Origin of the sequence: Bradyrhizobium sp. DOA9, assembly GCF_000617845.2 — a bacterium.
Classification (GTDB): Bacteria; Pseudomonadota; Alphaproteobacteria; order Rhizobiales; family Xanthobacteraceae; genus Bradyrhizobium.
In genome coordinates this window covers 3,076,657-3,100,321 of record NZ_DF820425.1, presented here as the reverse complement: position 1 = coordinate 3,100,321, position 23,665 = coordinate 3,076,657, and the positions used below count along the sequence as shown (strand labels likewise).

The 23,665-nt window shown below is 65.6% G+C and carries 24 protein-coding genes and 1 riboswitch; of the genes, 17 read left to right on the top strand and 7 right to left on the bottom strand.

Translation table 11 applies throughout. The features are described from left to right. Positions 1–76 precede the first annotated feature (76 nt). The 10 genes from BDOA9_RS14485 to BDOA9_RS14440 all read left to right on the top strand — a co-directional run bounded on the left by BDOA9_RS14485 (position 77) and on the right by BDOA9_RS14440 (position 12,395). Positions 77–1,855: an acyl-CoA dehydrogenase gene (locus BDOA9_RS14485; RefSeq protein ID WP_025034662.1), complete on the top strand. Its 1,779-nt coding sequence runs from the start codon at positions 77–79 to the stop codon at positions 1,853–1,855. 208 nt (positions 1,856–2,063) lie between these two features. Then, positions 2,064–2,822: an enoyl-CoA hydratase-related protein gene (locus BDOA9_RS14480; RefSeq protein ID WP_025034661.1), complete on the top strand. Its 759-nt coding sequence runs from the start codon at positions 2,064–2,066 to the stop codon at positions 2,820–2,822. Positions 2,823–2,896: 74 nt separating this feature from the next. Beyond that, positions 2,897–4,555, top strand: a complete 1,659-nt coding sequence (locus tag BDOA9_RS14475) for a bifunctional metallophosphatase/5'-nucleotidase (protein ID WP_025034660.1) — start codon at positions 2,897–2,899, stop codon at positions 4,553–4,555. A gap of 122 nt (positions 4,556–4,677) precedes the next feature. Next, the gene (locus BDOA9_RS14470) at positions 4,678–5,607 is read left to right on the top strand and encodes a histone deacetylase family protein (RefSeq protein WP_025034659.1); all 930 of its coding nucleotides are present in this window, start codon (positions 4,678–4,680) and stop codon (positions 5,605–5,607) included. Between the two features lie 74 nt (positions 5,608–5,681). Continuing rightward, positions 5,682–5,933: an exodeoxyribonuclease VII small subunit gene (locus BDOA9_RS14465; RefSeq protein ID WP_008132970.1), complete on the top strand. Its 252-nt coding sequence runs from the start codon at positions 5,682–5,684 to the stop codon at positions 5,931–5,933. A gap of 623 nt (positions 5,934–6,556) precedes the next feature. Next, positions 6,557–8,485: a 1-deoxy-D-xylulose-5-phosphate synthase gene (gene dxs / locus BDOA9_RS14460; protein WP_025034658.1), complete on the top strand. Its 1,929-nt coding sequence runs from the start codon at positions 6,557–6,559 to the stop codon at positions 8,483–8,485. Between the two features lie 177 nt (positions 8,486–8,662). Next, complete coding sequence (locus BDOA9_RS14455) at positions 8,663–9,217, top strand: nucleoside 2-deoxyribosyltransferase (protein ID WP_025034657.1); 555 nt, start codon at positions 8,663–8,665, stop codon at positions 9,215–9,217. Between the two features lie 25 nt (positions 9,218–9,242). Then, entirely contained in the window at positions 9,243–9,977 is a 735-nt protein-coding gene (locus BDOA9_RS14450) for a TlyA family RNA methyltransferase (protein ID WP_025034656.1), read from the top strand. Beyond that, positions 9,970–11,217 (top strand): class I SAM-dependent RNA methyltransferase, encoded by a 1,248-nt coding sequence (locus BDOA9_RS14445; protein WP_025034655.1) that lies wholly within the window; start codon positions 9,970–9,972, stop codon positions 11,215–11,217. The genes BDOA9_RS14450 and BDOA9_RS14445 overlap by 8 nt, the downstream gene beginning before the upstream one ends. 98 nt (positions 11,218–11,315) lie before the next feature. Next, a complete protein-coding gene (locus BDOA9_RS14440; RefSeq protein ID WP_025034654.1) occupies positions 11,316–12,395 on the top strand; it encodes an Acg family FMN-binding oxidoreductase in 1,080 nt (359 codons plus the stop codon). On the opposite strand, the gene BDOA9_RS14435 is transcribed toward BDOA9_RS14440, so the two are convergent. After that, positions 12,392–12,991, bottom strand: a complete 600-nt coding sequence (locus BDOA9_RS14435; RefSeq protein WP_025034653.1) for a hypothetical protein — start codon at positions 12,989–12,991, stop codon at positions 12,392–12,394. The genes BDOA9_RS14440 and BDOA9_RS14435 overlap by 4 nt on opposite strands. Before the next feature lie 110 nt (positions 12,992–13,101). On the opposite strand from BDOA9_RS14435, the gene BDOA9_RS14430 reads away from it, so the two are divergent. Further along, positions 13,102–13,941 (top strand): nucleotidyltransferase domain-containing protein, encoded by an 840-nt coding sequence (locus BDOA9_RS14430; RefSeq protein ID WP_025034652.1) that lies wholly within the window; start codon positions 13,102–13,104, stop codon positions 13,939–13,941. 3 nt (positions 13,942–13,944) lie between these two features. Here the strand turns inward: BDOA9_RS14430 and BDOA9_RS14425 are convergent, their stop codons facing one another. Together BDOA9_RS14425 and BDOA9_RS14420 are read right to left on the bottom strand one after the other, a co-directional pair. After that, on the bottom strand, positions 13,945–14,580 hold the full coding sequence (locus BDOA9_RS14425; protein ID WP_025034651.1) for a hypothetical protein: 636 nt from the start codon (positions 14,578–14,580) through the stop codon (positions 13,945–13,947). A 192-nt stretch (positions 14,581–14,772) separates the two neighbouring features. Further along, positions 14,773–15,636: a DUF1194 domain-containing protein gene (locus BDOA9_RS14420; protein WP_025034650.1), complete on the bottom strand. Its 864-nt coding sequence runs from the start codon at positions 15,634–15,636 to the stop codon at positions 14,773–14,775. 256 nt (positions 15,637–15,892) lie between these two features. Beyond that, positions 15,893–15,969: riboswitch (Fluoride riboswitch) on the top strand. Positions 15,970–16,063: 94 nt separating this feature from the next. Here BDOA9_RS14420 and BDOA9_RS14415 point away from each other — a divergent pair. Genes BDOA9_RS14415 through BDOA9_RS14390 form a run of 6 tightly spaced genes read left to right on the top strand, consistent with a single transcriptional unit; the run spans position 16,064 to position 19,659 of the window. Further along, positions 16,064–17,287 carry an MFS transporter gene (locus BDOA9_RS14415; protein ID WP_042336067.1) on the top strand — a complete coding sequence of 408 codons (1,224 nt, stop codon included), beginning with the start codon at positions 16,064–16,066 and terminating at the stop codon, positions 17,285–17,287. 19 nt (positions 17,288–17,306) lie between these two features. Further along, the gene (crcB, locus tag BDOA9_RS14410) at positions 17,307–17,696 is read left to right on the top strand and encodes a fluoride efflux transporter CrcB (protein ID WP_042336065.1); all 390 of its coding nucleotides are present in this window, start codon (positions 17,307–17,309) and stop codon (positions 17,694–17,696) included. Between the two features lie 6 nt (positions 17,697–17,702). Then, the gene (crcB, locus tag BDOA9_RS14405) at positions 17,703–18,128 is read left to right on the top strand and encodes a fluoride efflux transporter CrcB (protein WP_025034647.1); all 426 of its coding nucleotides are present in this window, start codon (positions 17,703–17,705) and stop codon (positions 18,126–18,128) included. 2 nt (positions 18,129–18,130) lie between these two features. After that, the gene (locus tag BDOA9_RS14400; RefSeq protein WP_025034646.1) at positions 18,131–18,472 is read left to right on the top strand and encodes a DUF190 domain-containing protein; all 342 of its coding nucleotides are present in this window, start codon (positions 18,131–18,133) and stop codon (positions 18,470–18,472) included. Between the two features lie 43 nt (positions 18,473–18,515). Then, positions 18,516–18,821: an ATP-dependent Clp protease adapter ClpS gene (gene clpS / locus BDOA9_RS14395; RefSeq protein WP_025034645.1), complete on the top strand. Its 306-nt coding sequence runs from the start codon at positions 18,516–18,518 to the stop codon at positions 18,819–18,821. After that, positions 18,757–19,659: a hypothetical protein gene (locus BDOA9_RS14390; protein WP_244521476.1), complete on the top strand. Its 903-nt coding sequence runs from the start codon at positions 18,757–18,759 to the stop codon at positions 19,657–19,659. Before clpS ends, BDOA9_RS14390 begins: the two co-directional genes overlap by 65 nt. A gap of 20 nt (positions 19,660–19,679) precedes the next feature. Here the strand turns inward: BDOA9_RS14390 and BDOA9_RS14385 are convergent, their stop codons facing one another. From BDOA9_RS14385 to fabI, 4 genes are all read right to left on the bottom strand, one after another. Next, positions 19,680–20,870 carry an adenylate/guanylate cyclase domain-containing protein gene (locus tag BDOA9_RS14385; RefSeq protein ID WP_025034643.1) on the bottom strand — a complete coding sequence of 397 codons (1,191 nt, stop codon included), beginning with the start codon at positions 20,868–20,870 and terminating at the stop codon, positions 19,680–19,682. Positions 20,871–20,932: 62 nt separating this feature from the next. Next, on the bottom strand, positions 20,933–22,021 hold the full coding sequence (gene aroC, locus BDOA9_RS14380) for a chorismate synthase (protein ID WP_025034642.1): 1,089 nt from the start codon (positions 22,019–22,021) through the stop codon (positions 20,933–20,935). A 213-nt stretch (positions 22,022–22,234) separates the two neighbouring features. Next, positions 22,235–22,834, bottom strand: coding sequence for a histidine phosphatase family protein (locus BDOA9_RS14375; RefSeq protein WP_025034641.1), 600 nt, complete (start codon positions 22,832–22,834; stop codon positions 22,235–22,237). A gap of 13 nt (positions 22,835–22,847) precedes the next feature. Beyond that, the gene (fabI, locus tag BDOA9_RS14370) at positions 22,848–23,663 is read right to left on the bottom strand and encodes an enoyl-ACP reductase FabI (RefSeq protein WP_025034640.1); all 816 of its coding nucleotides are present in this window, start codon (positions 23,661–23,663) and stop codon (positions 22,848–22,850) included. Between the last annotated feature and the right edge of the window lie 2 nt (positions 23,664–23,665).

Here is a 23,665-nt window from a genome sequence, read left to right as displayed (position 1 = left end):
CCGGTGTCCCGGCAGTTGAGACCGCCCCCGTTTCATGGGAATACGGCGCCAATATCTGTTCTTCCGGGAGTGAGCCATGACCTACCGCGCGCCGATTTCTGACATGCTGCTGTCGCTCAACCATGGCGCGGGCCTCAAGGCCGCCATGGACGCCGGTCATTACGGCGATTTCGACGCCGATATTGTCGCCGCCGTGCTGGAGGAAGCCGGCAAATTCGCGTCCGACGTGCTGGCGCCGCTCAACAAGATCGGCGACGAGCACGGCATCAAGCTCGAGGGCGGCAAGGTCACGACCGCGCCGGGCTGGCCTGACGCCTACAAGCGCTGGACCGAGGGCGGCTGGAACGCGGTGTCCGGCCCCGAAGATTTCGGCGGCCAGGGCCTGCCGCTCGCGATCAACGCCGCCTGCACCGAGATCTGGAGCGCGGCCAACGTCGCCTTCGGCCTCTGCCCGCTGCTGACGGCCTCGGCGATCGAGGCGCTGGATGCCCATGGCAGCGACGAGCTGAAGACAATCTATCTCGAAAAGCTCGTCTCCGGCGAATGGACCGGCACGATGCAGCTGACCGAGCCGCAGGCCGGCTCCGACGTCGGCGCGCTGCGCACCCGCGCCGAGAAGCAGCCCGACGGCACCTATCGCATCAAGGGGACGAAGATCTTTATCACCTATGGCGAGCACGACATGACCGACAACATCGTGCATTTCGTGCTGGCGCGCCTGCCGGATGCGCCCGCCGGCACCAAGGGGATTTCTCTCTTTCTCGTTCCCAAGTTCATGGTCAACGCGGACGGCTCGCTGGGGCAGCGCAACGACATCTATGCGAGCGGCGTCGAGCACAAGCTCGGCATGCATGCCTCCCCGACCTGCACCATGACCATGGGCGATCACGGCGGCGCGATCGGCTTCCTGATCGGCGAAGAGAACCAGGGCATGCGCTGCATGTTCACGATGATGAACCAGGCCCGCCTCGGCGTCGGCCTGGAGGGCGTCGGCGTCGCCGACCGTGCCTATCAGCAGGCCTTGTCCTATGCGCAGGAGCGCAAGCAGGGCCGCGCGGTCGGCAAGAGTGGCGACGGCTCGGATGCGATCTTCGTGCATCCCGACGTCAAGCGCATGCTGATGCGGATGCGGGCGCAGACCGCGGCCGCGCGCACCATCTGCTATGCGACGGCCGTTGCGATCGACGTCTCGACCCGGGCCAAGGATCCGAAGGTGCGCAGTGAAGCGGCCGCGCGCGCGGCGCTGCTGACGCCGATGGCCAAGGCCTATTCCACCGACATTGGCAACGAGGTCGCCTATCTCGGCGTGCAGGTGCATGGCGGCATGGGCTTCATCGAGGAGACCGGCGCGGCCCAGCACTACCGCGATGCCCGTATCACCGCGATCTACGAGGGCACCAACGGCATCCAGGCGATCGATCTCGTCACGCGCAAGCTGGCTGCCAATGGCGGCGCAGCGGTGTGGGCGCTGCTCGACGAGCTCACGGCGACCGTCAAGACGGTGGAGGCCTCCAACGATCCCGCCTTCGGCACCACCGGCACCAAGCTGCGCGAGGCGCTGGAAGCATTGACGCGCACCAGCAAATGGCTGCTCGAGCGTGTTACGTCCGCGCCCAACGACGCCCTCGCGGGGGCGACGCCGTATCTGCAGCAATTCGGCGCGACGCTCGGCGGCTGCCTGCTCGCCTCCGAGGCGCTCGCCGCCAAGGCCGAAGGCCTCGGCGATGCGCCACGCTACGTCGCGCTGGCGCGCTTCTTCGCCGAGAACATCGCGGTGCAGGCGGGCGCGCTCGAGCGCACCGTGACCGAGAGCGCGGAATCGGTCGCAGCGGCGGATGCGGCGCTGCTGGGGTGAGAAGACGCCGACGATCGTGCGTCACAACCGAAGGTTTTTCAATAGACAAATTGCAGTTATTGTTGTGACGAGTGCCAGGCATCGAAGTTTGGGGAATTCGGCGCTGAAAGATTGGCGAAGCGCATTGGCACGCCTCCGGGATGATGTAGGCTGATGTTCGCAAGACTCGCGATCGGCAGGCATCGCGGCGAGCGCAAGGGGGGCTCTCATGGCGAATGGCAATATCGTCGTCACCGAAGAGCGCGGAACGCGCGTGATCACCCTGCGCCGCCCGGGCAAGAAGAACGCGATCACCCAGGACATGTACCGGGAGATGAGCCACGCCATCGACACCGCGCAGAACAATCCCGATGTCCGCTGCATGATCATCACCGGCGGCTCCGGCGTGTTCACTGCCGGCGACGATATCGACGATTTTCTCCACGCCGACACGGCGCGCCCGGAGACGCTGTCGAACGGCGCCAAGTTTCTCTATTCGCTCGCCCTCAACACCAAGCCGATCATCGCCGCCGTCGACGGCGCCTCGATCGGCGTGGGCACCGTGATGCTGTTTCATTGCGACTACGTGCTCGCCTCGACAGCCGCGACGTTCTCCGCGCCCTACATCAAGCTCGGGCTCGTGCCGGTCGGCGCGGCCAGCCTCCTGATGCCGAACACGATGGGGTACCAGCGCGCCTTCGCGATGCTGGTGATGGGGCGGACCTTCACCGCCGCGGAGGCCGAAGCCGCCGGCTTCGTCAACACCGTGGTCTCGCCGGGGCACACCGAGGTCGAGGCGCGCAAGGTGGCGCGCGAGATCTGCCGGCTGCCGGCCGAGGCGGTCGCGACCTCGCGCAAGCTGCTGCGCACTCCGCCCGAAGAGCTGACGCGCCGCATCGACCAGGAAGGCCATCTGTTCGGCGAACGGCTCAAGTCTGAGGAGGCGATTGCCGCGTTCAATGCGTTCGCGAACAGGAAGAAGCGGTGAGGTGCTGCGCCTCACCCCGGAATGACGGCGAGAACTTTCGTGAAATCTTCGCGCGGCACGACTAATCTGGCGTCATGCGATACGTAGTCCCATCCATCCTTGCCGCACTCGCCCTCGCCACCCTTCCCGCCGCCGCCCAGACCGCAGCGCCGGTCGAGCTGCGCGTTCTCGCCATCAACGATTTCCATGGCAATCTGCGACCGCCGCCGGGCGGCATCCGCATCAACGACCCCGAAGACAAGTCCAGGAAGGTGACGGTGGCGGCCGGCGGCGCCGAGTACATGGCGACGCTGGTCAAGCAGCTGCGCGAAGGACACAAGAACACCATCTTCGTCGCCGCGGGCGACCTGATCGGTGCGAGCCCGTTCCTGTCGGCGATGTTTCACGACGAGCCCTCGATCGAGGCGCTCTCGATGATGGGCCTCGCGATCAGCTCGGTCGGCAATCACGAATTCGACGAGGGCAAGACCGAGCTTCTGCGGATGCAGAACGGCGGCTGCCATCCCGTCGACGGCTGCCAGGGACCGCATGCCTTCGCCGGGGCCAAATTCCGTTATCTCGCGGCCTCCACCGTCGAGACCGCGACCGGCAAGAGCGTGCTGCCGCCCTACGAGATCCGGGAATTCGATGGCATCCCCGTCGCCTTCATCGGGCTGACCCTGAAGGAGACCGCCGGCATCGTCTCGCCGGCAGGCATCGCCGGGCTCGAATTCCGCGACGAGGCCGAGACGGTGAACGCGCTAGTTCCGCAGCTGAAGGCGCGCGGCGTCGAAGCGATCGTGGTGCTGATCCACCAGGGCGGCGAGCCCGCCGGCGACTACAACGAATGCCCTGCCATCACGGGACCGATCGTCGACATCGTCAGGAAATTCGATCCTGCCGTCGACGTCGTCGTCAGCGGCCACACCCACCGTGCCTATGTCTGCGATATCGACGGGCGGCTCGTCACCAGCGGCGACAAATACGGAACGCTCGTCACCGCGATCGACCTCAAGCTCGATCCCGCAACGCGCGACATCATCAGTGCCAGGGCCGAGAACGTCATCGTCGCCAACGCTTCGCTGGCGAGGGATCCCGACCAGGCCGCATTGATCGACGCCTACGACAAGCTCTCCGCGCCGATCGCCAACCGGCCCGCCGGCTCGGTGACGCAGACATTGTCGCGCGTGCCGAACGAGGCCGGCGAAAGCGCGCTCGGCGATATCATCGCCGACGCGCAATTGCTCGCAACCCGCGATGCGAAGGATGGCAGCGCTGTCATCGCGCTCACCAATCCTGGCGGCATCCGCACCGACATCGTTCCGAAGGAGAACGGCGCGATCACGTTCGGCGACGTCTTCGCCAGCCAGCCGTTCCGCAACCGTCTCGTCACCATGACGCTGACAGGAAGCCAGCTCAAGGACATGCTCGAGCAGCAATGGCTGGACCCGAAGCGGCCGCGGATTCTCCAGGTGTCGAACGGCTTCAGCTATACCTGGGATGCGTCAAAGCCGTACGGCGAGCGCGTCAGCCTCGAGAGGATGACGCTGGGCGGCAGGCCGATCGAGCCTGGAAGCGGCTACCGCGTCACGTTGAACGATTACCTCGCCGTCGGCGGAGACGGATTTACCGTCGCCAAGCAGGGCACGGCGCCGCAATATGGCGGCTATGATGCGGACGCGCTGTTCGCGTTCTTCCGGGCGCACGGGCCGGTCGGTCCGCTGCCGCCCACCCGCATCCTGCGGGTGAATTGATCCGGATCAAACGGGCAGCCCTTTGCCATTGCCGGCCAAGCGCCTAGATTGTGTTTTGCGTTGCGTTTTGGCGCCGGATGCGCCAACGACGCCAAAAGCCCGTTTTCCGTGAGGCCGACCTGATGAGCACGCTTCTCCTTTCCCACAAGGCCTGCCTCGACCATGTCACGCCGCCGGGACACCCTGAGAGGCCGGATCGTCTGCGCGCGGTGGAAGAAGCCTTGTCGCATGAGCGCTTCCAGTTCCTGGCGCGCGAGGAGGCGCCGGAGGGCGACCTCGATCTCGTCACGCTCTGCCACAACGAGCATTACGTCACCGAGCTGCGCCACATCGCCCCGACCAGCGGTCAGGTCTATATCGACGGCGACACCTCGATGTCTCCGGGCACGTGGGAGGCGGTGATGCGCGGCGTTGGCGGCGCGGTGGCGGCGACCGAAGCGGTGATGGCCGGCGAGCATCGCAACGCCTTCGTCGCGGTCCGCCCGCCCGGACATCACGCCGAGATCGGCAAGCCGATGGGCTTCTGCTTCTTCGACAACGTCGCGATCGCCGCGCGCCATGCCCAGCGCAAATACGGCATCAAGCGCGCGGCCATCGTCGATTTCGACGTGCACCATGGCAACGGCACGCAGGACATCTTCTGGTCGGACCCGACCGTGATGTACTGCTCGACGCACCAGATGCCGCTGTTTCCGGGCACCGGCGCCAAGGGCGAGCGCGGCGATCACGACACCATCGTCAATGCCCCGCTCGCCTCCGAGGACGGCGGCCCGGAATTCCGCTCCGCATTCGAGAATCTGATTCTGCCGCAGCTCGAGAAATTCAGCCCCGAGCTGCTGATCATCTCCGCCGGCTTCGACGCGCATTATCGCGATCCGCTGGCTTCGCTGAACCTGCGCGCGGAGGACTATGCCTGGGTGACACGCAAGCTGATGGATCTCGCCGACAAGACCGCAGGTAGCCGCATTGTTTCGGTGCTCGAGGGCGGCTATGACCTGCAGGGACTGAAAGAATCTGTTACGGCGCATGTCGGCGCCCTGATGGGCGCTTAGACAGACCCGCCACATTGCGCCCGCAAAACTCTGCTTTCTCCAGGGTGCAGCGAAGCGGGCAATCGGAAACGGATATGGCCGAAAACACGCAAGTCGACGTCTCCAGGCTCACCTTCGAGCGCGCGATCGAGGAACTCGAAACGATCGTGAAGCGGCTCGAGGACGGCAAGGTGCCGCTCGAGGAATCCGTGACGATCTACGAGCGCGGCGAGGCGCTGAAGCGGCGCTGCGAGGAATTGCTGCGCCAGGCCGAGGCGCGCGTCGACAAGATCACCACCGATGCCAGCGGCCAGGCCACCGGCACCGCGCCGCTCGACGTCCAGTAAAGCGTGCTTTCCCGCTCGATTTCCTGACGTTGCAGGCCCGCGCGAGACGCGGCGCTGGTCCGCTCAAAACGTCTTCGCGAGGACCGTGGCCGCCGCATCCACCCGGGAACCGCACGGCGCAGTTCCCGGCCGGCATCGCGGTTCCGGGAGCGGATCGATACGTCCCGCCTCAGAATCGGGCCATGAGGGCTCATTGCGGGCAAGAAAAGCCTGCCAAGGAACTGGGCAAGGCCGGAACCCTTGACCCGGGCCAAGGTTAACCACTTCTGGCCCGCGAGTTGCACCTGCATACCCCTAATCGGTCCAGCGGGTTGGCTTTGGCCCAAGCTTTGGTGTAAAGCTGCGCGGAGTGTGGCTTTTTGCAAGCCTTGCGTGGGCACCGATTACCGACGACAAGTGCTTCGAACTGCTAGTGAAATTGGCTGGGGACGGACGAAGCCGATCTAAGTGACAGGGATCACAGAGACTGAACCGGAACGCACTTAAGCTTACCTAAGCTTGAAGGCGGGGCCTTGCCCCGCGCAGGTGGCTCCGATGGTTTATAGGACTCGCGCTGCGCCGATATTGTGCAAACCCATCGCGCACCGGAATGACCTTCCGGTGCTGACAAATTGGAAATCGCCGTGAACGCATACAGTAAGACGCCGCTTCTCGACACCATCCGGACCCCGGAAGACCTGCGCAAGCTCAAGGTCGAGCAGGTTCGCCAGGTTGCAGACGAGCTGCGGCAGGAGACCATCGATGCCGTCTCGGTGACCGGCGGTCACTTCGGCGCGGGCCTCGGCGTGGTCGAGCTCACCACCGCGATCCATTACGTCTTCGATACGCCGCGCGACCGGCTGATCTGGGACGTCGGCCACCAAGCCTATCCGCACAAGATCCTCACCGGCCGGCGCGACCGCATCCGCACGCTGCGCACCGGCGGCGGCCTGTCCGGCTTCACCAAGCGCAGCGAGAGCGATTACGATCCGTTCGGTGCGGCGCATTCCTCGACCTCGATCTCCGCCGGCCTCGGCATGGCCGTGGCGCGCGACCTCTCCGGCGGCAAGAACAACGTTATCGCCGTGATCGGTGACGGCGCGATGTCGGCCGGCATGGCCTATGAGGCCATGAACAATGCCGGCGCGATGAACTCGCGCCTGATCGTCATCCTCAACGACAACGACATGTCGATCGCGCCGCCGGTCGGCGCCATGAGCGCCTATCTGTCGCGCCTCTACTCCGGCAAGACCTACCGCACGCTGCGCGATGCGGCCAAGCAGATCAACAAGCGCCTGCCGAAGATCCTCGCCAACCGCGCCAATCGCGTCGAGGAATATTCCCGCGGCTTCATGATGGACGGCGGCACGCTGTTCGAGGAGCTCGGCTTCTACTATGTCGGCCCGATCGACGGCCACAACCTCGACCATCTGCTGCCGGTGCTGAAGAACGTCCGCGACATGGAGACCGGCCCTATCCTGGTCCACGTCGTGACGCAGAAGGGCAAGGGCTACGGGCCGGCGGAAGCCTCCGCCGACAAGTACCACGCGGTCGTCAAGTTCGACGTCGCGACCGGCACGCAGGCCAAGTCCAAGCCGAATGCGCCGGCCTATCAGAACGTGTTCGGCCAGAGCCTCGTCAAGGAAGCCCAGAAGGACGACAAGATCGTCGCCATCACCGCGGCGATGCCGTCGGGCACCGGCGTCGACATCTTCAACAAGGCCTTCCCCGACCGCACCTTCGACGTCGGCATCGCCGAGCAGCACGCGGTGACCTTTGCCGCGGGTCTTGCGACCGAAGGCTACAAGCCATTCTGCGCGATCTACTCGACTTTCCTGCAGCGCGGCTACGACCAGATCGTGCACGACGTCGCGATCCAGAGCCTGCCCGTCCGCTTCGCCATCGACCGCGCCGGCCTCGTCGGCGCCGACGGCGCGACCCATGCCGGCTCGTTCGACAACGCCTATCTCGGCTGTCTGCCCAACATGGTGATCATGGCAGCCAGCGATGAAGCCGAGCTCGTGCACATGGTGGCGACCCAGGTTGCGATCAACGACCGTCCGAGCTCGCTGCGCTATCCGCGCGGCGAAGGCCGCGGCGTCGAGATGCCCGAGGTTGGCATTCCGCTCGAAATCGGCAAGGGTCGCATGATCCGCGAGGGCAGCAAGATCGCCCTGCTCTCCTTCGGCACGCGCCTTGCCGAATGCGAGAAGGCGGCCGACGAGCTCGCCGCCCACGGCCTGTCGACCTCGATCGCCGACGCGCGCTTCATGAAGCCGCTGGACACCGAGCTGGTGCTCAAGCTCGCGCGCGACCACGAGATCCTGATCACGATCGAGGAAGGCTCGATCGGCGGCTTCGGCTCGCATGTCGCGCAGTACCTGACGGATCAGGGCGTGCTCGACAGCGGTATGGTCAAGTTCCGCTCGATGGTGCTGCCCGACGTGTTCCAGGACCACGACACCCCGGCCGCGATGTACGCCCGCGCCGGCCTCGACGCCAAGGGCATCGTCGCCAAGGTGTTCGAGGCACTCGGCAAGGATGTGAAGACCGAGACGGTCAAGCTGGCTTGATCGTCGCAGCAGACGCTGAACCCACCTCTCCCGTAGGGAGAGGTCGGATTGCGGTAGCAATCCGGGTGAGGGGTCCAGGTCCCACGTGAGAGCGTAACCCCTCACCCGGCGCTTCGCGCCGACCTCTCCCGATGGGAGAGGTGTTGCACCGCGCTTCGCATCGGCAGGCCGCACTCCATGAAAATCTATCTGGCAGGCCCCGACGTGTTCCTGCCGGATGCAGTCGAGATCGGCCGGCGCAAGGTCGATATTTGCACCGCTCATGGCCTCACCGGGCTCTATCCCCTCGACAACGCTATAGACCTCTTTGCCCCCGATGCTTCGAGGCAAATCTTTTGCGGCAACGAGGCGATGATGGACGCGGCCGATGCCATCATCGCAAACCTGACGCCATTCCGCGGGGCCGGCGCCGATCCCGGCACCGTCTACGAGCTTGGCTACATGGCGGGACGCGGCAAGCTTTGTCTCGCCTATTCAAACGATCCAGCCACCTATGGCGACCGCGTCTCGCGCTTCATGGAGGTCACCTCCGAAGAGGGACGGCTGGTCGACGCCCAGGGGCTGACGGTCGAGGACTTCGGCCTCGCCGACAACCTCATGATGATCCATGCGCTGGAGCTGCACGGCTGCCCGCTGGTGACACCGGCCGCGATGCCGATCGACGTCTGGCACGACCTCGCCGCGTTCGAGACTTGCGTCCGGATGGCGGCCGCGCGATTGGTTGCTACATAAGCGCCGGACCATCTTGAGAGAGCCGATGTCTACTCCCCGCAAGCGCGCGGATGTTCTGCTGGTCGAGTGCGGCCTGTTCGAGAGCCGGGCGCGGGCCCGCGCGGCCATCGAGGCCGGCCTCGTCACGGCCGACGACAAGCAGGTCGCAAAGCCGTCGGAGACGATCGCCGAGGATGCGGTGATCCAGGCCGAGCCCGCGCACCCCTATGTCTCCCGCGGCGGAGTCAAGCTCGCCGGCGCGCTGGAGCGGTACAGAATCGACATCGAGGACCATGTCTGCCTCGACGTCGGCGCCTCCACCGGCGGCTTCACCGAGGTGCTGCTGGCGAACGGCGCGAGCCTGGTGTTCGCCATCGATGTCGGCACCAGCCAGCTGCATCCCTCGCTGCGCGATCATCCCAAGATCGTGTCGATGGAGGCGACCGACATCCGCAGCTATGACGGCAAACGCCTGCCGGCACGCCCCGATATCGTCGTCATCGACGTCAGCTTCATCTCGCTGAAATCAGTGCTGCCGGTGGCGCTGTCGCTGGCGGCTGCGCCAATGAGCCTGCTGGCGCTGATCAAGCCGCAATTCGAGGCGGACAGGAAGCACAACAAGAAGGGCATCATCCGCGATGCCGCCGTGCACCGCCAGATCTGCGACGACATCGCGGCCTTTGCGGCCTCGCTCGGCTGCACCGAGATTGACATATTCCCCTCGCCGATTACGGGCGGCGACGGCAATATCGAATTCTTCCTCGGCGCGCGCCGTGGTTGAGCGCCTGACCATCGACCATGTCGGCCATCGCGGCGACGGCGTCTGCCTCGACACCGGCGAAGCGGTCTATGTGCCTTACACGCTCGGCGGCGAAGCCGTCGAGGTCGATCACGTCCTTGGCCATCATCCCGACCGCCGCAAGCTGCTGGCGGTGGAGGTCGCAAGCCCGGAACGCGTCGAACCATTCTGCCCGCATTTCGGCGTGTGTGGCGGCTGTGCCATCCAGCATTGGGCGGCCGAGCCGTATCGGGCCTGGAAGCGCAGCATCGTGGTCGAAACACTGGCGCAGGCCGGCATCGAGGGCGAGGTGGCGTCGCTGGTCGACGCCCATGGCGCCGGGCGCCGGCGCATCACGCTGCACGGCCGGTTCGGCACGCACGACATCCTCAAGGTCGGCTTCTCGGCTGCGAGCTCGCACGACGTCATCCCGATCCATCGTTGTCCGATCCTCGATCCCGCGCTCGACGGCGCACTCGATACCGCCTGGGCAATCGCCGAGCCGCTGACGTCCAGGATGCCGGTGACCAAGCCATTGGACATCCAGGTCACCGCGACCGCGAACGGCCTCGATATCGACGTGCGCGGCTCCGGCCCGCTGCCGACGGCGCTCGTTACGGCGCTGTCGCGCGTCGCCGAGCAGCACCGCCTGGCGCGGCTGACCCGGCATGGCGAGCTGGTGCTGCAACGCCTGCCGCCGACGGTGAGGATGGGCCGCGCCGAGGTGACGCTGCCGCCGGGCTCGTTCCTGCAGGCGACGGTGGCGGGCGAGGAGACGCTCGCGGCACTCGTCGCCGAGCGCATCGGCAAGGCCAAGGAGGTTCTCGACCTCTTCTGCGGCGTCGGCCCGTTCGCGCTCAGGCTCGCGGAGAAGGCCCGCGTCACCGCCTATGACAGCGACGCCGGCGCCATCGCGGCGCTGGCGAAAGCTGCGCGGACGCCGGGCCTGAAGCCGATCAAGTGCGAGCCGCGCGACCTGTTCCGCCGCCCGCTGGTGCCGCAGGAGCTGCGGGACTTCGACGCCGTGGTGTTCGACCCGCCGCGCCAGGGCGCGCAGGCGCAGGCGCTGAAGCTTGCCGCGAGCAAGGTGCCGGTCGTGATTGCCGTGTCCTGCAACGCCGCGACCTTTGCCCGCGACGCACGGCTCCTGATCGACGGCGGCTATCGGCTGGAGGCCGTTGTGCCGGTCGACCAGTTCCGCCACACGCCGCATGTCGAGCTGGTGGCGCGGTTCGTGCGGTAGGTTGCAAGCGCGCAGCCGACAGCCTTGATACTGGTCAATCGCTCCGCCGTCCGACGGCTTAAGAATGCCCTCGCGCAATCGAAGCGGAGCGGACAGGTGTGGCTAACCGGCGGCAATTCATCACGACCGCGCTCGGGCTTTCCGCGGCGGCGATCGGCGGCCCCTCTGCCGCACTGGCGGCGATGACCTATGACGAAGCCGTCAGCTCGTCACGGGCTCCGCTGCGAGCAGGCCTAAGGGATCGCGAGCTGGTCCGGTTTGCGACGCTTGCGGCCAACAGCCACAACACCCAGCCGTGGATCTTCTCCGTCCGCGGCAATGTCATCACGATTGCGCCTGACGTCACGCGGCGCTGTCCGGCGGTCGATCCCGACGATCATCATCTCTTCGTCAGTCTCGGCTGTGCCGCCGAAAACCTCATCCTCGCCGCGTCCACGCTGGGCTGGCGTGCGGATCCGGTCGTCGACGGCGATCGGATCGTGCTCACGCTCGACGAGGCTCCGCCTGCCGCATCGGCCCTGGCCGATGCCATTCCCGTCAGGCAATGCACCCGCGCGGCCTTCGCCGGCAAATCTGCCGCGCCCGAGATCCTGCGCCAGCTCGAGAACGCCTGCCAGCAACCCGGCGTCGCCGCGATCCTGATCACCGAGCGTGCCGCAATGGCTGAGGTCACCGACTACGTGCTCGAAGGCAATTCGGCGCAGATGCGCGACAAGGCCTTCATGCGCGAGCTCGTCGACTGGATCCGCTTCAACGAGGCCGAGGCGGTCGCGACCATGGACGGGTTGTTCGCGCCCGCCTCGGGAAATCCCGCGCTGCCGTCGTGGATGGCGCGGCCGCTTCTGAAGCTGTTCTTCACCGAGAGCGGAGAAAACAAGAAATACCGCGAGCAGCTCGACAGCTCGGCCGGTGTCGTCGTGCTTGCTGCCGATCGCAGCGACACCGCGCATTGGATCGCGGTCGGCCGCGCCTGCCAGCGTTTCGGCTTGCAGGCGACCGCGCTGGGACTGAAATATTCCTTCGTCAACCAGCCGGTCGAGGTCGCAGCGCTGAGGCAGCAATTCGCGACCCGGCTCGGCCTCGGCGAACGGCGCCCCGACATCGTGATGCGCTTCGGCACCGGCCCAAGCCTGCCGAAATCGCTGCGGCGTCCGCCGGAGCTGGTGATGCGATCTTAGCGCCGAAGGCCACCCAGGGCCGGGGACTCGCCGGGCAGCATGTTCGATCTGATATCGCTGTCCATGCGGCCCGAATCCTGCTGGGTGTAGCCGACGCCGAACGACAGGCTGAGATTCGAGATCGGCTTGAATTCGACACCCGCGAACCCGCCATAGCCGGGCCCGGCGCCGGAGGTGAGCGGCGCCAGCGAGCTGCCGATGCCGTTGCCGTATTTCAGCGTGTCGAAGCCGGCAAAGAAGGTGACGGGCATGCCGCCCGCGGTCTTCATCTGATAGCCGAATTGCGTGCTATCATAAGAGAGCGCGCTGAAATTGCCGAGCGAGCTTGCCTGGTTGAAGCCGCTCAATCCAACATCAGCGCGTTCGCGGCCGATGAAGAAGCCGTTCGCAGAGCTCGTACGCCAATCGGCCTCTCCGGCGCTGAAGCCCGCGAAGCTGCCATAGGTGTCGGAGCTCAGGCCGGCTGCGCCGCCAAGGCCGAAAGGCCCGCCGGGAATCCAATATCGCAGCGGCGCCACTTGCGCATGAACCGGCGCTCCGCCGAGGCAGAGCAATGCGAGAGCTGCAAGGGCGCATGAGCGTGCAAGGCCGAACATTCTGGCTACCATCTGAAACACTGCAAAACTATACTCCCCGACCACCGTCAATGCCAGCGGAGCGACCGCGCCGGCCCGCGCGGCCGCAGGTCTTTCGGGGAACCGCACCGATGCCGGACGATCCGCCGCTGACCCGCCTGACATCCGTTGTTGCCGATGTACCTGGCGTTCAAGCTGTCGTGCTCGGCGGCTCTCGCGCGCGAGGCCGCGCGCACGCGGCCTCGGACTACGATATCGGACTCTATTTCAAGACCGCGCTGGACACCGAAAGGTTGCTGGCCGCCGCGCAGACGATCGCGGACGATCCGGCCGCCACGACGGTGACGCCTGTCGGAGAATGGGGCCCGTGGATCGTCGGCGGCGCCTGGCTTTCGGTGGGAGGCCGCAAGGTCGACCTGCTCTACCGTGACGCCGACGCGGTCGAGACCGTCATGGCATCCTGCAGCGCCGGCGTGGTCACCATGGACTACCAGCCCGGCCATCCGCATGGCTTCTGCTCGGCGATCTGGATGGGCGAGATCGCATATTGTCAGCCGCTGCACGATCCGAACGGCCTGATCGCCCGGCTCAAATCGATCGCACTTCCCTATCCGAAGCCGCTTCGCAGCGCCTTGATCCGGCGCTTCCAATGGGAAGTCCTGTTCAGCATCGAAAATGCCGAGCTCGCGGCCGCACGCAACGAGCGGACCCATGTCGCGGGATGCCTTTACAGATCGCTCGCCTGCGTCGCGCAGGTGCTGTTCGCACTGAACGAGCGCTATCTGATCAACGAGAAGGGGGCGCTGCAGGAAGCGGCCAACCTGCCGCTGACGCTTCCACACCTCGTGGAGCAAGCCGACGAAATCTGGCGACTCATTGGTGACGGCGGCTTCGCACGGGTTTGCGCAGTGCTGCGGCAAGTCGACCGGCAATTGAAGACGCTGACGCGATCCGACGGGACCGCGCCGTGAATGCTATGCCGTCTTGTCGACGGACGACGACGAATCCGCCGGCGGATATTTCGTCACCGGCACCATGAAGGATTTGGTGCCGACCTGATAGATGACCTTGCCGTTCTGTCCGTCGTCGGTCGCGATCTGCGTCTGCCCGAACATGATGACGTTCTTGTAGACGTAGCCGGTGCCCTGGCGGGTGACGCCGTCGGTGGTGACGCTGACCTGCGCTTCCTTGCCATTGACCGCGAGCACCTTGAAGCTCGCGCTCTTGCCGTTCTCGCTGGAATAGCCGCCCCAGCTTCCCATGAGGCGGCTGTCGGAAGCAGGCGGCTGCTGCTTTTCGAGGTTCGCGGTCTGCTTGCCGGCGCCGCCGAAGGAGAACAGCATCACCATGTTCTTGCCGTCCTTGGTACCGACCGTGACGCCGCCGAAAGTGATGAGCGTGCCCTGAACCTCGGCAAAGCCGCGCTCGGTGCGTCCGTTGTGGGTGTACTCGACCTGCGCCCGGGCCCCGCGGATGTTGACGACCTTGAAGCCGACGGGCTGGTTGTTGCCCACCCAATTGCCCTTCCAGTCACCGAGCAGAGCGCTCTGGCGATACAGCCGCTCGTTGGCGGGCGAAATCTGGCTGGTGCTCGATGTGACGATGGCCATTGGATTGCTCGGACGGGCCTGACAAACCCGCTTTCGCTCGCTTGGGCAATGTCAGGATGCCGGCGGAAACGAACTGTAACGGTGCGATTAGGGCCATGCACCGGTTAACGAGCCGTTAAGCGCGCGCATCGCCGGGCGGGCAAAGGTCTCAGCCGGAACCGGCGGGCATGATCCCCCGGAAAGCCGTCACCCTCACCGTCCCCAGCGATCGGACCAGATCTTCTCGCCAATGAGGCAATTGACGCGCGGCTCCTTGTCGGCGACGCGCATCACCGGACGCTCCGGCGTGCGGCCGGCGACTTCCATCAGCAGCTTGGTGCGAATCGCTTCCTTGAACTTGTCGCGCTCCTTGATCGTGATGACGAAGGACCCCGGCCCCCCGATGACGCAATCCTCGTAGTAAAGATCGAGATTGTCGATATCCATGGTCGAATAGGACGGCTCCTTGACCATGATCGGCAGGCCGTTGATGACGATGCCTTTCTCCAGGGCGGCGTCGCGCGCCATCGTGACCGGACCGCCATTGTTGTTCGGACCGTCGCCGGAAATGTCGATGACACGGCGCAGGCCGCGATAGGGATCTTCGTCGAACAGCGGCATCGCGAAGTTGATCGCGCCTGATATCGAGGTGCGCGAAGCGCGCCGAATCGGGGTCTTCATGATCTCGGCAGCAACCGCATCCGCCGTCTCGGGACCATCGACCAGCCGCCAGGGAATGATGATCTTCTGGTCGCTGGAGGCGGCCCACTCGAAATAGGTCACCGCGATGCGGCCGTTCGGGCCGAGCTTCAGCGCCTGCAGGAACTCCTTCGACTGGATCGCCTGCGCATAGCCCTCGCGCTGGATTGCGAGCTCGTCCATATCCATGGAATAGGACACGTCGACCGCGAGGATCAGCTCGACATCAACGGTCTGCGCGTCCTTGTCGGCCGCAAGCCGCTGCGGCTGAGTTCTGGGCGATTCGAATTTCGGTCCTGGTGCCGCGATGCCCGCGACGTCCCCTCCGGCAAGCATGCCGGCCACCAGCACAGCCCCGATCGAGAACAGCAAACGCATCGCAGTCTCCCGTCGTATGACGCGATGGTGACATGCAATCGGCTTGCCGCAAAGGCCGAAGATCGCTTGTGCTTCACATTCGAGTTAGGAATTCGCGCGTTGTCTGCCGCCATGTTGCCGCGCTTGCGTCAGGGAACAGGCGCGATCTCATGAGCCATCATTCCCCGACTCGCGAAGCGAGGACCCGGCATGAGAGCTGCCAGTGGAGGCACGGCTCCCGCCCACTTGTCCGGCACGATTTCCATGCTAGGTTGGTCGGACAGATGGGGATGGAGTCCCCCGACACCCGCCCGGCGGTCGATGACCTCGTGGGCTGATGACTCCTGCTTGAGGAGAGGCAATCTTGAGCCTCGGCCTTTGGCGGGAGCATGGACATACCCGCCAGTGGCGGGTTTTTTGTTGCCTAATCAGGAAGGTCGGCGGGCGAATGCCAGGAGACGAAGGCGTGACGACGACACCGTATGCCGTGCGCACCGCGCTGCCCCGGGGAATCTGGGTGCTCGGCTTCGTCTCGATGCTGATGGACATCTCCTCCGAGATGATCCACGCGCTGCTGCCGGTCTATCTCGTCACCGTGCTCGGCGCCTCCACGCTCACCGTCGGCTTCATCGAGGGCATTGCCGAGGCGACCGCCTCGATCACCAAGATCTTCTCTGGTGCGCTGTCGGACTGGCTCGGCCGCCGCAAGCTGCTCGCTACCTTGGGCTATGGCCTCGCCGCGCTGACAAAACCGCTGTTCCCGCTCGCGCCGAGCGTCGGTTGGCTGGTGGCCGCGCGCTTCATCGACCGCGTTGGCAAGGGCATTCGCGGCGCGCCGCGCGATGCGCTGATCGCCGACATCGCTCCCGTCGGCCTGCGCGGCGCGAGCTTTGGCCTGCGGCAATCGCTCGACACGATCGGCGCCTTCGTCGGGCCGCTCGTGGCGATCGCCCTGATGTGGTGGACCGCAGACAATTTTGCCCTCGTGTTCTGGGTGGCGGTGCTGCCGGCCTTCCTGTCCTTTGGCCTGATCGCGTTCGCGGTGAAGGAGCCGGAGCCGGACCCGAGCCGCGAGCGCGCCAGGAATCCGCTCAATCTCGCCGCGATGCGACAGCTTGGAGCGGTATACTGGCGCGTCGTCGCAGTCGGTATCGTCTTCACGCTGGCGCGTTTCAGCGAGGCCTTCCTGATCCTGCGCGCACAGAACATCGGACTGAGCGTGATGTGGGTGCCGGCGGTGCTGGTGCTGATGAACGTCGTCTATGCGCTGTCGGCCTATCCGGCCGGCGTGCTGTCGGACCGGATCAACCGGACCGGCCTGCTCGCGCTCGGCCTGGTCTTCCTCGCCGCGGCCGACCTTGCGCTGGCCCTGCTCCCGAGCCTTGCGGGCCTCGCGCTCGGCGTCGTGCTGTGGGGGCTGCATATGGGACTGACGCAAGGGCTGCTCTCAGCCATGGTCGCCGATGCCGCCCCGCCCGCCTTGCGCGGCACCGCCTTCGGCTATTTCAACCTGTTCACCGGGCTTGCCTTGCTGGCCGCGAGCGTGATCGCGGGCGCGTTGTGGGACGCCTATGGACCGGCGGGAACGTTTCTTGCCGGGCTTGGCTTCGCCCTGGTTTCGCTGGTGGGGCTGCTCGCCGTCGGCAAGGGTCTGGCTGTAGGGAGCAAGTGATGACGGGGGACTGTTCGTCTTGTTGAGCGGGGCAATTGCGATCGTGATCGGCAGCGCGCTCGGCGGCTGCGCGCGCTATTTCGTCTCCGGTGCGATCGCGCGGCGGCTGGGCGAAACGTTTCCGTGGGGCACCATGACCATCAACGTGACCGGCGCCTTCCTGATCGGCATTTTCGGCGCGCTGGCGACGCATCCGGGCTCGGTCTTCGCCTCACCCACACCGTGGCTGTTCGCGGTAACGGGGTTTCTCGGCTGCTACACCACGGTGTCCTCGTTCAGCCTGCAAACGCTGACACTCGCGCGGGGCGGCGAGCCGCTCTCGGCTCTCGGCAATGTCGCCTGCTCGGTCGGGCTGTGCCTCGCCGCCGTCAGCTGCGGCTTCCTGCTTGCGGATCGTCTGGGAGGCTAGAGGCTGATGAACTCACCTTTTGCCGAACGCCGGCGCAGCTTCGTGCTTTACGCCTGGGTTTCCGCCGGCAGCATCGTCGGCGGACTGACGCGCTATCTGGTCGGGCTTGTGCTCGACACCGGGCCGGGCTTTCCCTTCGCGACGTTGTTCATCAACGCGACAGGCTCCCTGATCATCGGCTTCTACGCGACGCTGACCGGCCCGGACGGCCGCGTGCTGGCGCGGCCCGAGCACCGACAATTCGTCATGACCGGGTTTTGCGGCGGCTATACCACCTTCTCGGCGTTCAGCCTGGAGACCTTCCGCCTGCTCCACGGCGGCATGACGTACACCGCGCTCGCCTATGTCGCAGCGTCCGTGATCTGCTGGCTGGTGTCGGTGTGGGCAGGACATATGATGGCGAGCCGCTACAATCGCTTGACAAGGAGCTGAGCATGCAAATCCCCGATCAGGCAGTTTCGCTCCGGATCTTCATCGGCGAGAGCGATCATTACGACGGCAAGCCGCTCTATGAGGCGATCGTGATGACCGCGCGCGAGCGACACCTGGCCGGCGCCACCGTGCTGCGCGGTCCCATGGGCTTCGGCGAGTCCAGCCGGCTGCACACCTCGAAGATCCTGCGGCTATCGGAAGATTTGCCGCTCCTGATCGAGATCGTCGACAGCGAGGATAACATCAACGCATTCCTGCCCATCCTGGACGGCATGATGTCGAGCGGATTGATCACCTTGGAGAAGGTGCAGGTATTGCAATATGGTGCGAAGGCCGCCGGCTGACTGCTGCGGCAGGGAACCCGAGCCGCCGTGTCCAGGAGGCGGAATGAACGACACCGTCACCAAGCCGAAAACAAGGACGAAGACCAAGGTCGAGCGGCCGAAGCTGCACAAGGTCATCCTGATCAACGACGACTACACGCCGCGCGAATTCGTCACCATGGTGCTGAAGGCCGAATTCCGCATGACCGAGGATCAGGCCTACAAGGTGATGATCACCGCGCACAAGCTCGGCGCCTGCGTGGTGGCCGTCTTCACCAAGGACGTCGCCGAAACCAAGGCCACCCGTGCCACCGACGCCGGCCGTGCCAAGGGCTATCCGCTGCTGTTCACGACAGAGCCGGAGGAGTAGGCCGCGCCAGCCGGCTTCGGTCAATTTTAGCGATCCGCGCTACCTCAGGTTTAATCTCCTGTGTCACCACCATGCGATGACGATCGCACTGCGCAAACAGCTCGAAATCGAGCCCGCCCGCGAAGAGACCTCGTTCGGTCCTTTGAGGCTCCTGCATGCCCTGCCCTGGCTGATCCTCGCGGCTGCGATGCGGGTGATCGCGTTCGGCGGCGGCGCCGTGGCGCTGCCCGCAATCATCATTGCCGACATTTCGGTGCTGCTGGCCTTCTTTGTGACGGCGCAACAATCCATCGAGGCGGCGGGTGGTCAATCCTCGCTGGGTACGCTGACACTGGGCGAGCAGTTCAAGCTCTCCCTCTCCATCCTGTGGCGGATCATGCTCGTCATGATCTTGGCGTCGCTGAGCGCTGCAGCGGCCGGCTACACGGCTTCGTACCATCTCTTGGCGGGCCTCGATGGCATGGCGTTCGACCAGTTCACCCATCCCGGGCGATTCTGGAGCGCATGGATCGCGGCCATCGTGCTGCTCATGATCGTGCGCGCCGAGCGCGACGGCGGCAAGGTCGCTCTGTTTGCCGCGATCGGCGAATTCGCACGCCGCGGGCTGTGGCTCGGCGCCGCCGTCATCATCCTCGGCCTCATCAACGTCGCCCTCGCCTATGGACAGGAAGCGGTGCGTACCGCGATCTGGAACTTCTGGCAAACCTCGTCGGCGACGCAGTTCACCAAGAACCTGATCTATTTCGTCTTCATCTTCAGCTTCGTCATGCTGCGGCTGTGGATCACCTTGAGGGTGCTGACGCTCGGTCTGAGACAGTCCTATGTTCGTGGCGGCTGAGGCGGTCGTCGGCGCGCGTGCTAGGCCATCGCCACCGACGTCTCCTCCGCCAGACCGTACACGCGCTGCGCCTTGGAAAATCCCGCGATCGGAAACTCGCCGAGCTCGTGCCAATCATGGCGGCAGACATTGGCGAAACCTTCCGAGGCGACGACGGTCCGCCCCAGGCGTCCCGTGATCTTCTCCAGCCTCGCGGCGAGATTGACCGCCGGACCGATGCAGGTGAAGTCGAGGCGGTTGCCGCCGCCGATATTGCCGTAAAGGATGTTGCCGACATGCAGCGCGACGCCGAAGCGGAAGCGCTCGATGACGTCGCCGACCGGAAAGGCGAGCGCCTCGACGCTGGCGCGGGATTCGCGCGCCGCCTCCAGCACCCGCGTGCAGACATGGGCGGCATCGCCGACATATTCATCGATCGGAAACACGGCGAGCAGGCCGTCGCCCATGAATTTCAGCACCTCGCCGCCATGGCCGCGGATCGCAGTCACCTGACAGTCGAAATAATGATTGAGGATCTCGACCACCGTCTCGGCCGGTAGGCGATCCGACAGCGCGGTGAAGCCGCGCAGGTCCGACAGCCAGATCGCCGCCTGCATGGTGTCGTTGTGACCGCGGCGAATCTGGCCGCCGAGGATGCGCGCGCCGGCGCGGTTGCCGACATAGGTGTCGAGCAGCATCTCGGCGGTGCGGCGCAGGCTGATGATCTCGCTGATGCGCGCGAGCGGTGCTATGACAGCTCGGATCGCCGCGATGTCGTCGTCGCTGAAGCCGTCGGGGTGCTGCGTGATCCAGCTCGTTGCATGAACGGAGCCGTCGAGAAAGCGCACCGGCACGGCGATATAATCGGTCGCGCCTTCCGCCCGCATGTCGTCGAGGAACGGAAATCGCTTGCTGTCGGGATCGCTTGCGCGGCCCCTGACCTCGATCCCCTGCTCGAACACGACGCGAAGCGGGCTGCGGGCGAATTCGGGCGTGTCCAGGATCGCGAAATCGACGGCACCGACTTCCACCTCCTGGCCCTGGCGCCAGATGAAGTTGCGGCCGAAGACCTCGGGATGCAGCGTGCGGATGAAAATGCCGAATCGCCACAGCGGCAGGCCGGCCGCGACCAGACGTTCGCAGAAGGCGGCGATCCCTACGGCCGGCTCCTGAGCCGCCCAGGTGCCATCGACCAGCCAGTTGCAGATGCGCTGAAGCTCGGAGCTGTTCATGGTCGCATTTGCAAACGAAGTTGCGGGGCCGTCAAGCTGCGCGGTGGGCTAGTACCGCGCGTTCAACGCCCCACCTGTCCGCGATCGCGCAGGAAGTGATCGGCCAGCACGCAGGCCATCATGGCCTCGCCGACGGGGACGGCGCGGATGCCGACGCAGGGGTCATGGCGACCCTTGGTGAAGATCTCGGTCTCGGCGCCTTGCCGATCGACGGTGAGACGCGGCTGCAGGATCGACGAGGTCGGCTTCACTGCAAAGCGCACCACCACCGGCTGTCCGGTGGAGATGCCTCCCAGCACGCCGCCGGCATGGTTTGACAGAAACCGTGTGCCGTCATTGCCGGAGCGCATCTCGTCGGCGTTCTCCGCACCGGTCAGTTCTGCCGCGCCAAAACCGGCGCCGATCTCGACGCCCTTCACCGCGTTGATGGTCATCATCGCGCCCGCCAGATCGGAATCGAGCTTGGCGTAGATCGGCGCGCCGAGACCTGCCGGCACGCCCTCGGCGACGATTTCGATCACTGCGCCGATCGAGGAGCCGCTCTTGCGGATGCCGTCGAGATAGGTCTCGAAGAACGCGGCCTTGTCCTTGTCCGGGCAGAAGAACGGATTCCTGGCAATCTCGTCCCAGTCCCATTTGTCGCGGTCGATCTTGTGCGGGCCGATCTGCACCAGGGCGCCCCGCACCTTGACGTCGGGCAGCACCTTCCGCGCGATGGCGCCGGCGGCAACGCGCATCGCGGTCTCGCGCGCCGAGGAGCGCCCGCCGCCGCGATAATCCCGCAAGCCGTACTTCGCTTCATAGGTGAAGTCGGCATGACCCGGACGAAACTTGTCCTTGATCTCGGAATAGTCCTTCGAGCGCTGGTCGGTGTTCTCGATCAGAAGGCCGATCGGCGTGCCCGTGGTCACCTGAACGCCGGTCTCGGGATGGGCCATCACGCCGGAGAGGATCTTCACCTGGTCCGGCTCCTGGCGCTGGGTGGTGAAGCGCGACTGGCCGGGACGGCGGCGGTCGAGATCCCGCTGGATGTCGGCTTCGGTGAGCGGGATCATCGGCGGGCAGCCGTCGACCACGCAGCCGATCGCCACCCCATGGCTCTCGCCGAAGGTGGTGACGCGGAACATGTGGCCGAAGGTGTTGAAGGACATGCCGGATAGTCGCCTAACGTTGACTTGCAACGCTTCTGATGAATGTCATCCGTGACCTAACGCGATCTGAAGGGGGGGTCAAATGCCTGTCACAGGCGTCATGGCCGGGCTTGTCCCGGCCATCCACGTCCTTGCCCACCACAACCAAAAAAGTCCGTGGATGGCCGGGACAAGCCCGGGCATGACGGCGGAGGGTGGGGCAACGCGCCGGGCTTAACTGAACTTCTCCAGCCGCCCGTCGCGGAACACGTAGACGGCGCCCTGCTCGATGTAGAGCTCGGCGGCACCGGCGGGCGTCTCCAGCCCCAGGGACACCATCAGGGCCCGGCAAGTCCCGCCATGGGCCACCGCGACGGTGTCGGTCCGGAGCTGGTCGTACCAGGCGCGCACGCGGACCTGCACGTCGGCGTAGGTCTCCCCGCCCGCAGGTCCCACGGTCCATTTGTCGGCGAGGCGCCTTGCATAGATGTCGGGGTCCTTCGCCTCGCTCTCGGCCAGCGTCAGCCCCTCCCAGGTGCCGTAGCCGATCTCGCGCAGACGATCGTCGAGCGCATAATCGGCAGGCGGCAATTCGAGCGTGCCGCGCGCGAGCTCCATGGTCTGGCGCGCACGCCCGAGCGGGCTCGACACGTAAGCCAGCGCGGCCTTGTCGCGCCCGTCGCGCTTGAACAGCTCGGCCAGCACGCCGCCGGCCTGCACGGCCTGGCCGCGCCCGCGCGCATTCAGCGGAATGTCCCTGGTGCCCTGAAGCCTTCCGAGCGCATTCCACTCGGTCTCGCCGTGGCGAAGATAGTAGATCGTGGGCACGGCCATTCCAGGTCCGAGGCTAGTCCTTGCCGCCGAACGAGATATCCGGCGCATCGGGCCGCTTCATGCCCAGCACGTGATAGCCGGAATCGACGTGGTGCACCTCGCCGGTGACGCCGCGCGAGAGGTCGGAGAGGAAATACAGCGCGCTGCCGCCGACGTCCTCGGTGGAGACGTTGCGCCGCATCGGCGCGTTGGTCTCGTTCCACTTCAGGATATAGCGGAAGTCGCCGATGCCGGACGCCGCCAGCGTCTTGATGGGACCTGCCGAGATCGCGTTGACGCGGATGTTCTTCTCGCCGAGATCGGCGGCGAGATAGCGCACGCTGGCCTCCAGCGCCGCCTTGGCAACGCCCATGACGTTGTAGTGCGGCATCCACTTCTCGGCGCCGTAATAGGAGAGCGTGATCAGCGAGCCGCCGTCGGTCATCAGCTTCTCGGCGCGCTGCGCCACCGCCGTGAACGAGTAGCAGGAGATCAGCATCGACTTGGAGAAATTCTCTGCCGTGGTGTCGACGTAGCGGCCGTCGAGCTGCTCGCCATAGGCGATCGCATGCACCAGGAAGTCGATCTTGCCCCACTTTTCCTTCAGCACCGCAAAGGCGGCATCGATGGTCGCGGCATCGGTGACGTCGCAATGGCCGAGCACGAGGCCGCCGATCTCGGCGGCGAGCGGCTCGACGCGCTTCTTCAGCGCATCGCCCTGATAGGTGAAGGCGAGCTCGGCACCGGCGGCATGGCATGCCTTGGCGATGCCCCAGGCGATCGAGCGGTTGTTGGCGAGGCCGAGGATGATCCCGCGCTTTCCTTGCATCAGACCCGAATTCTGCGCCATTT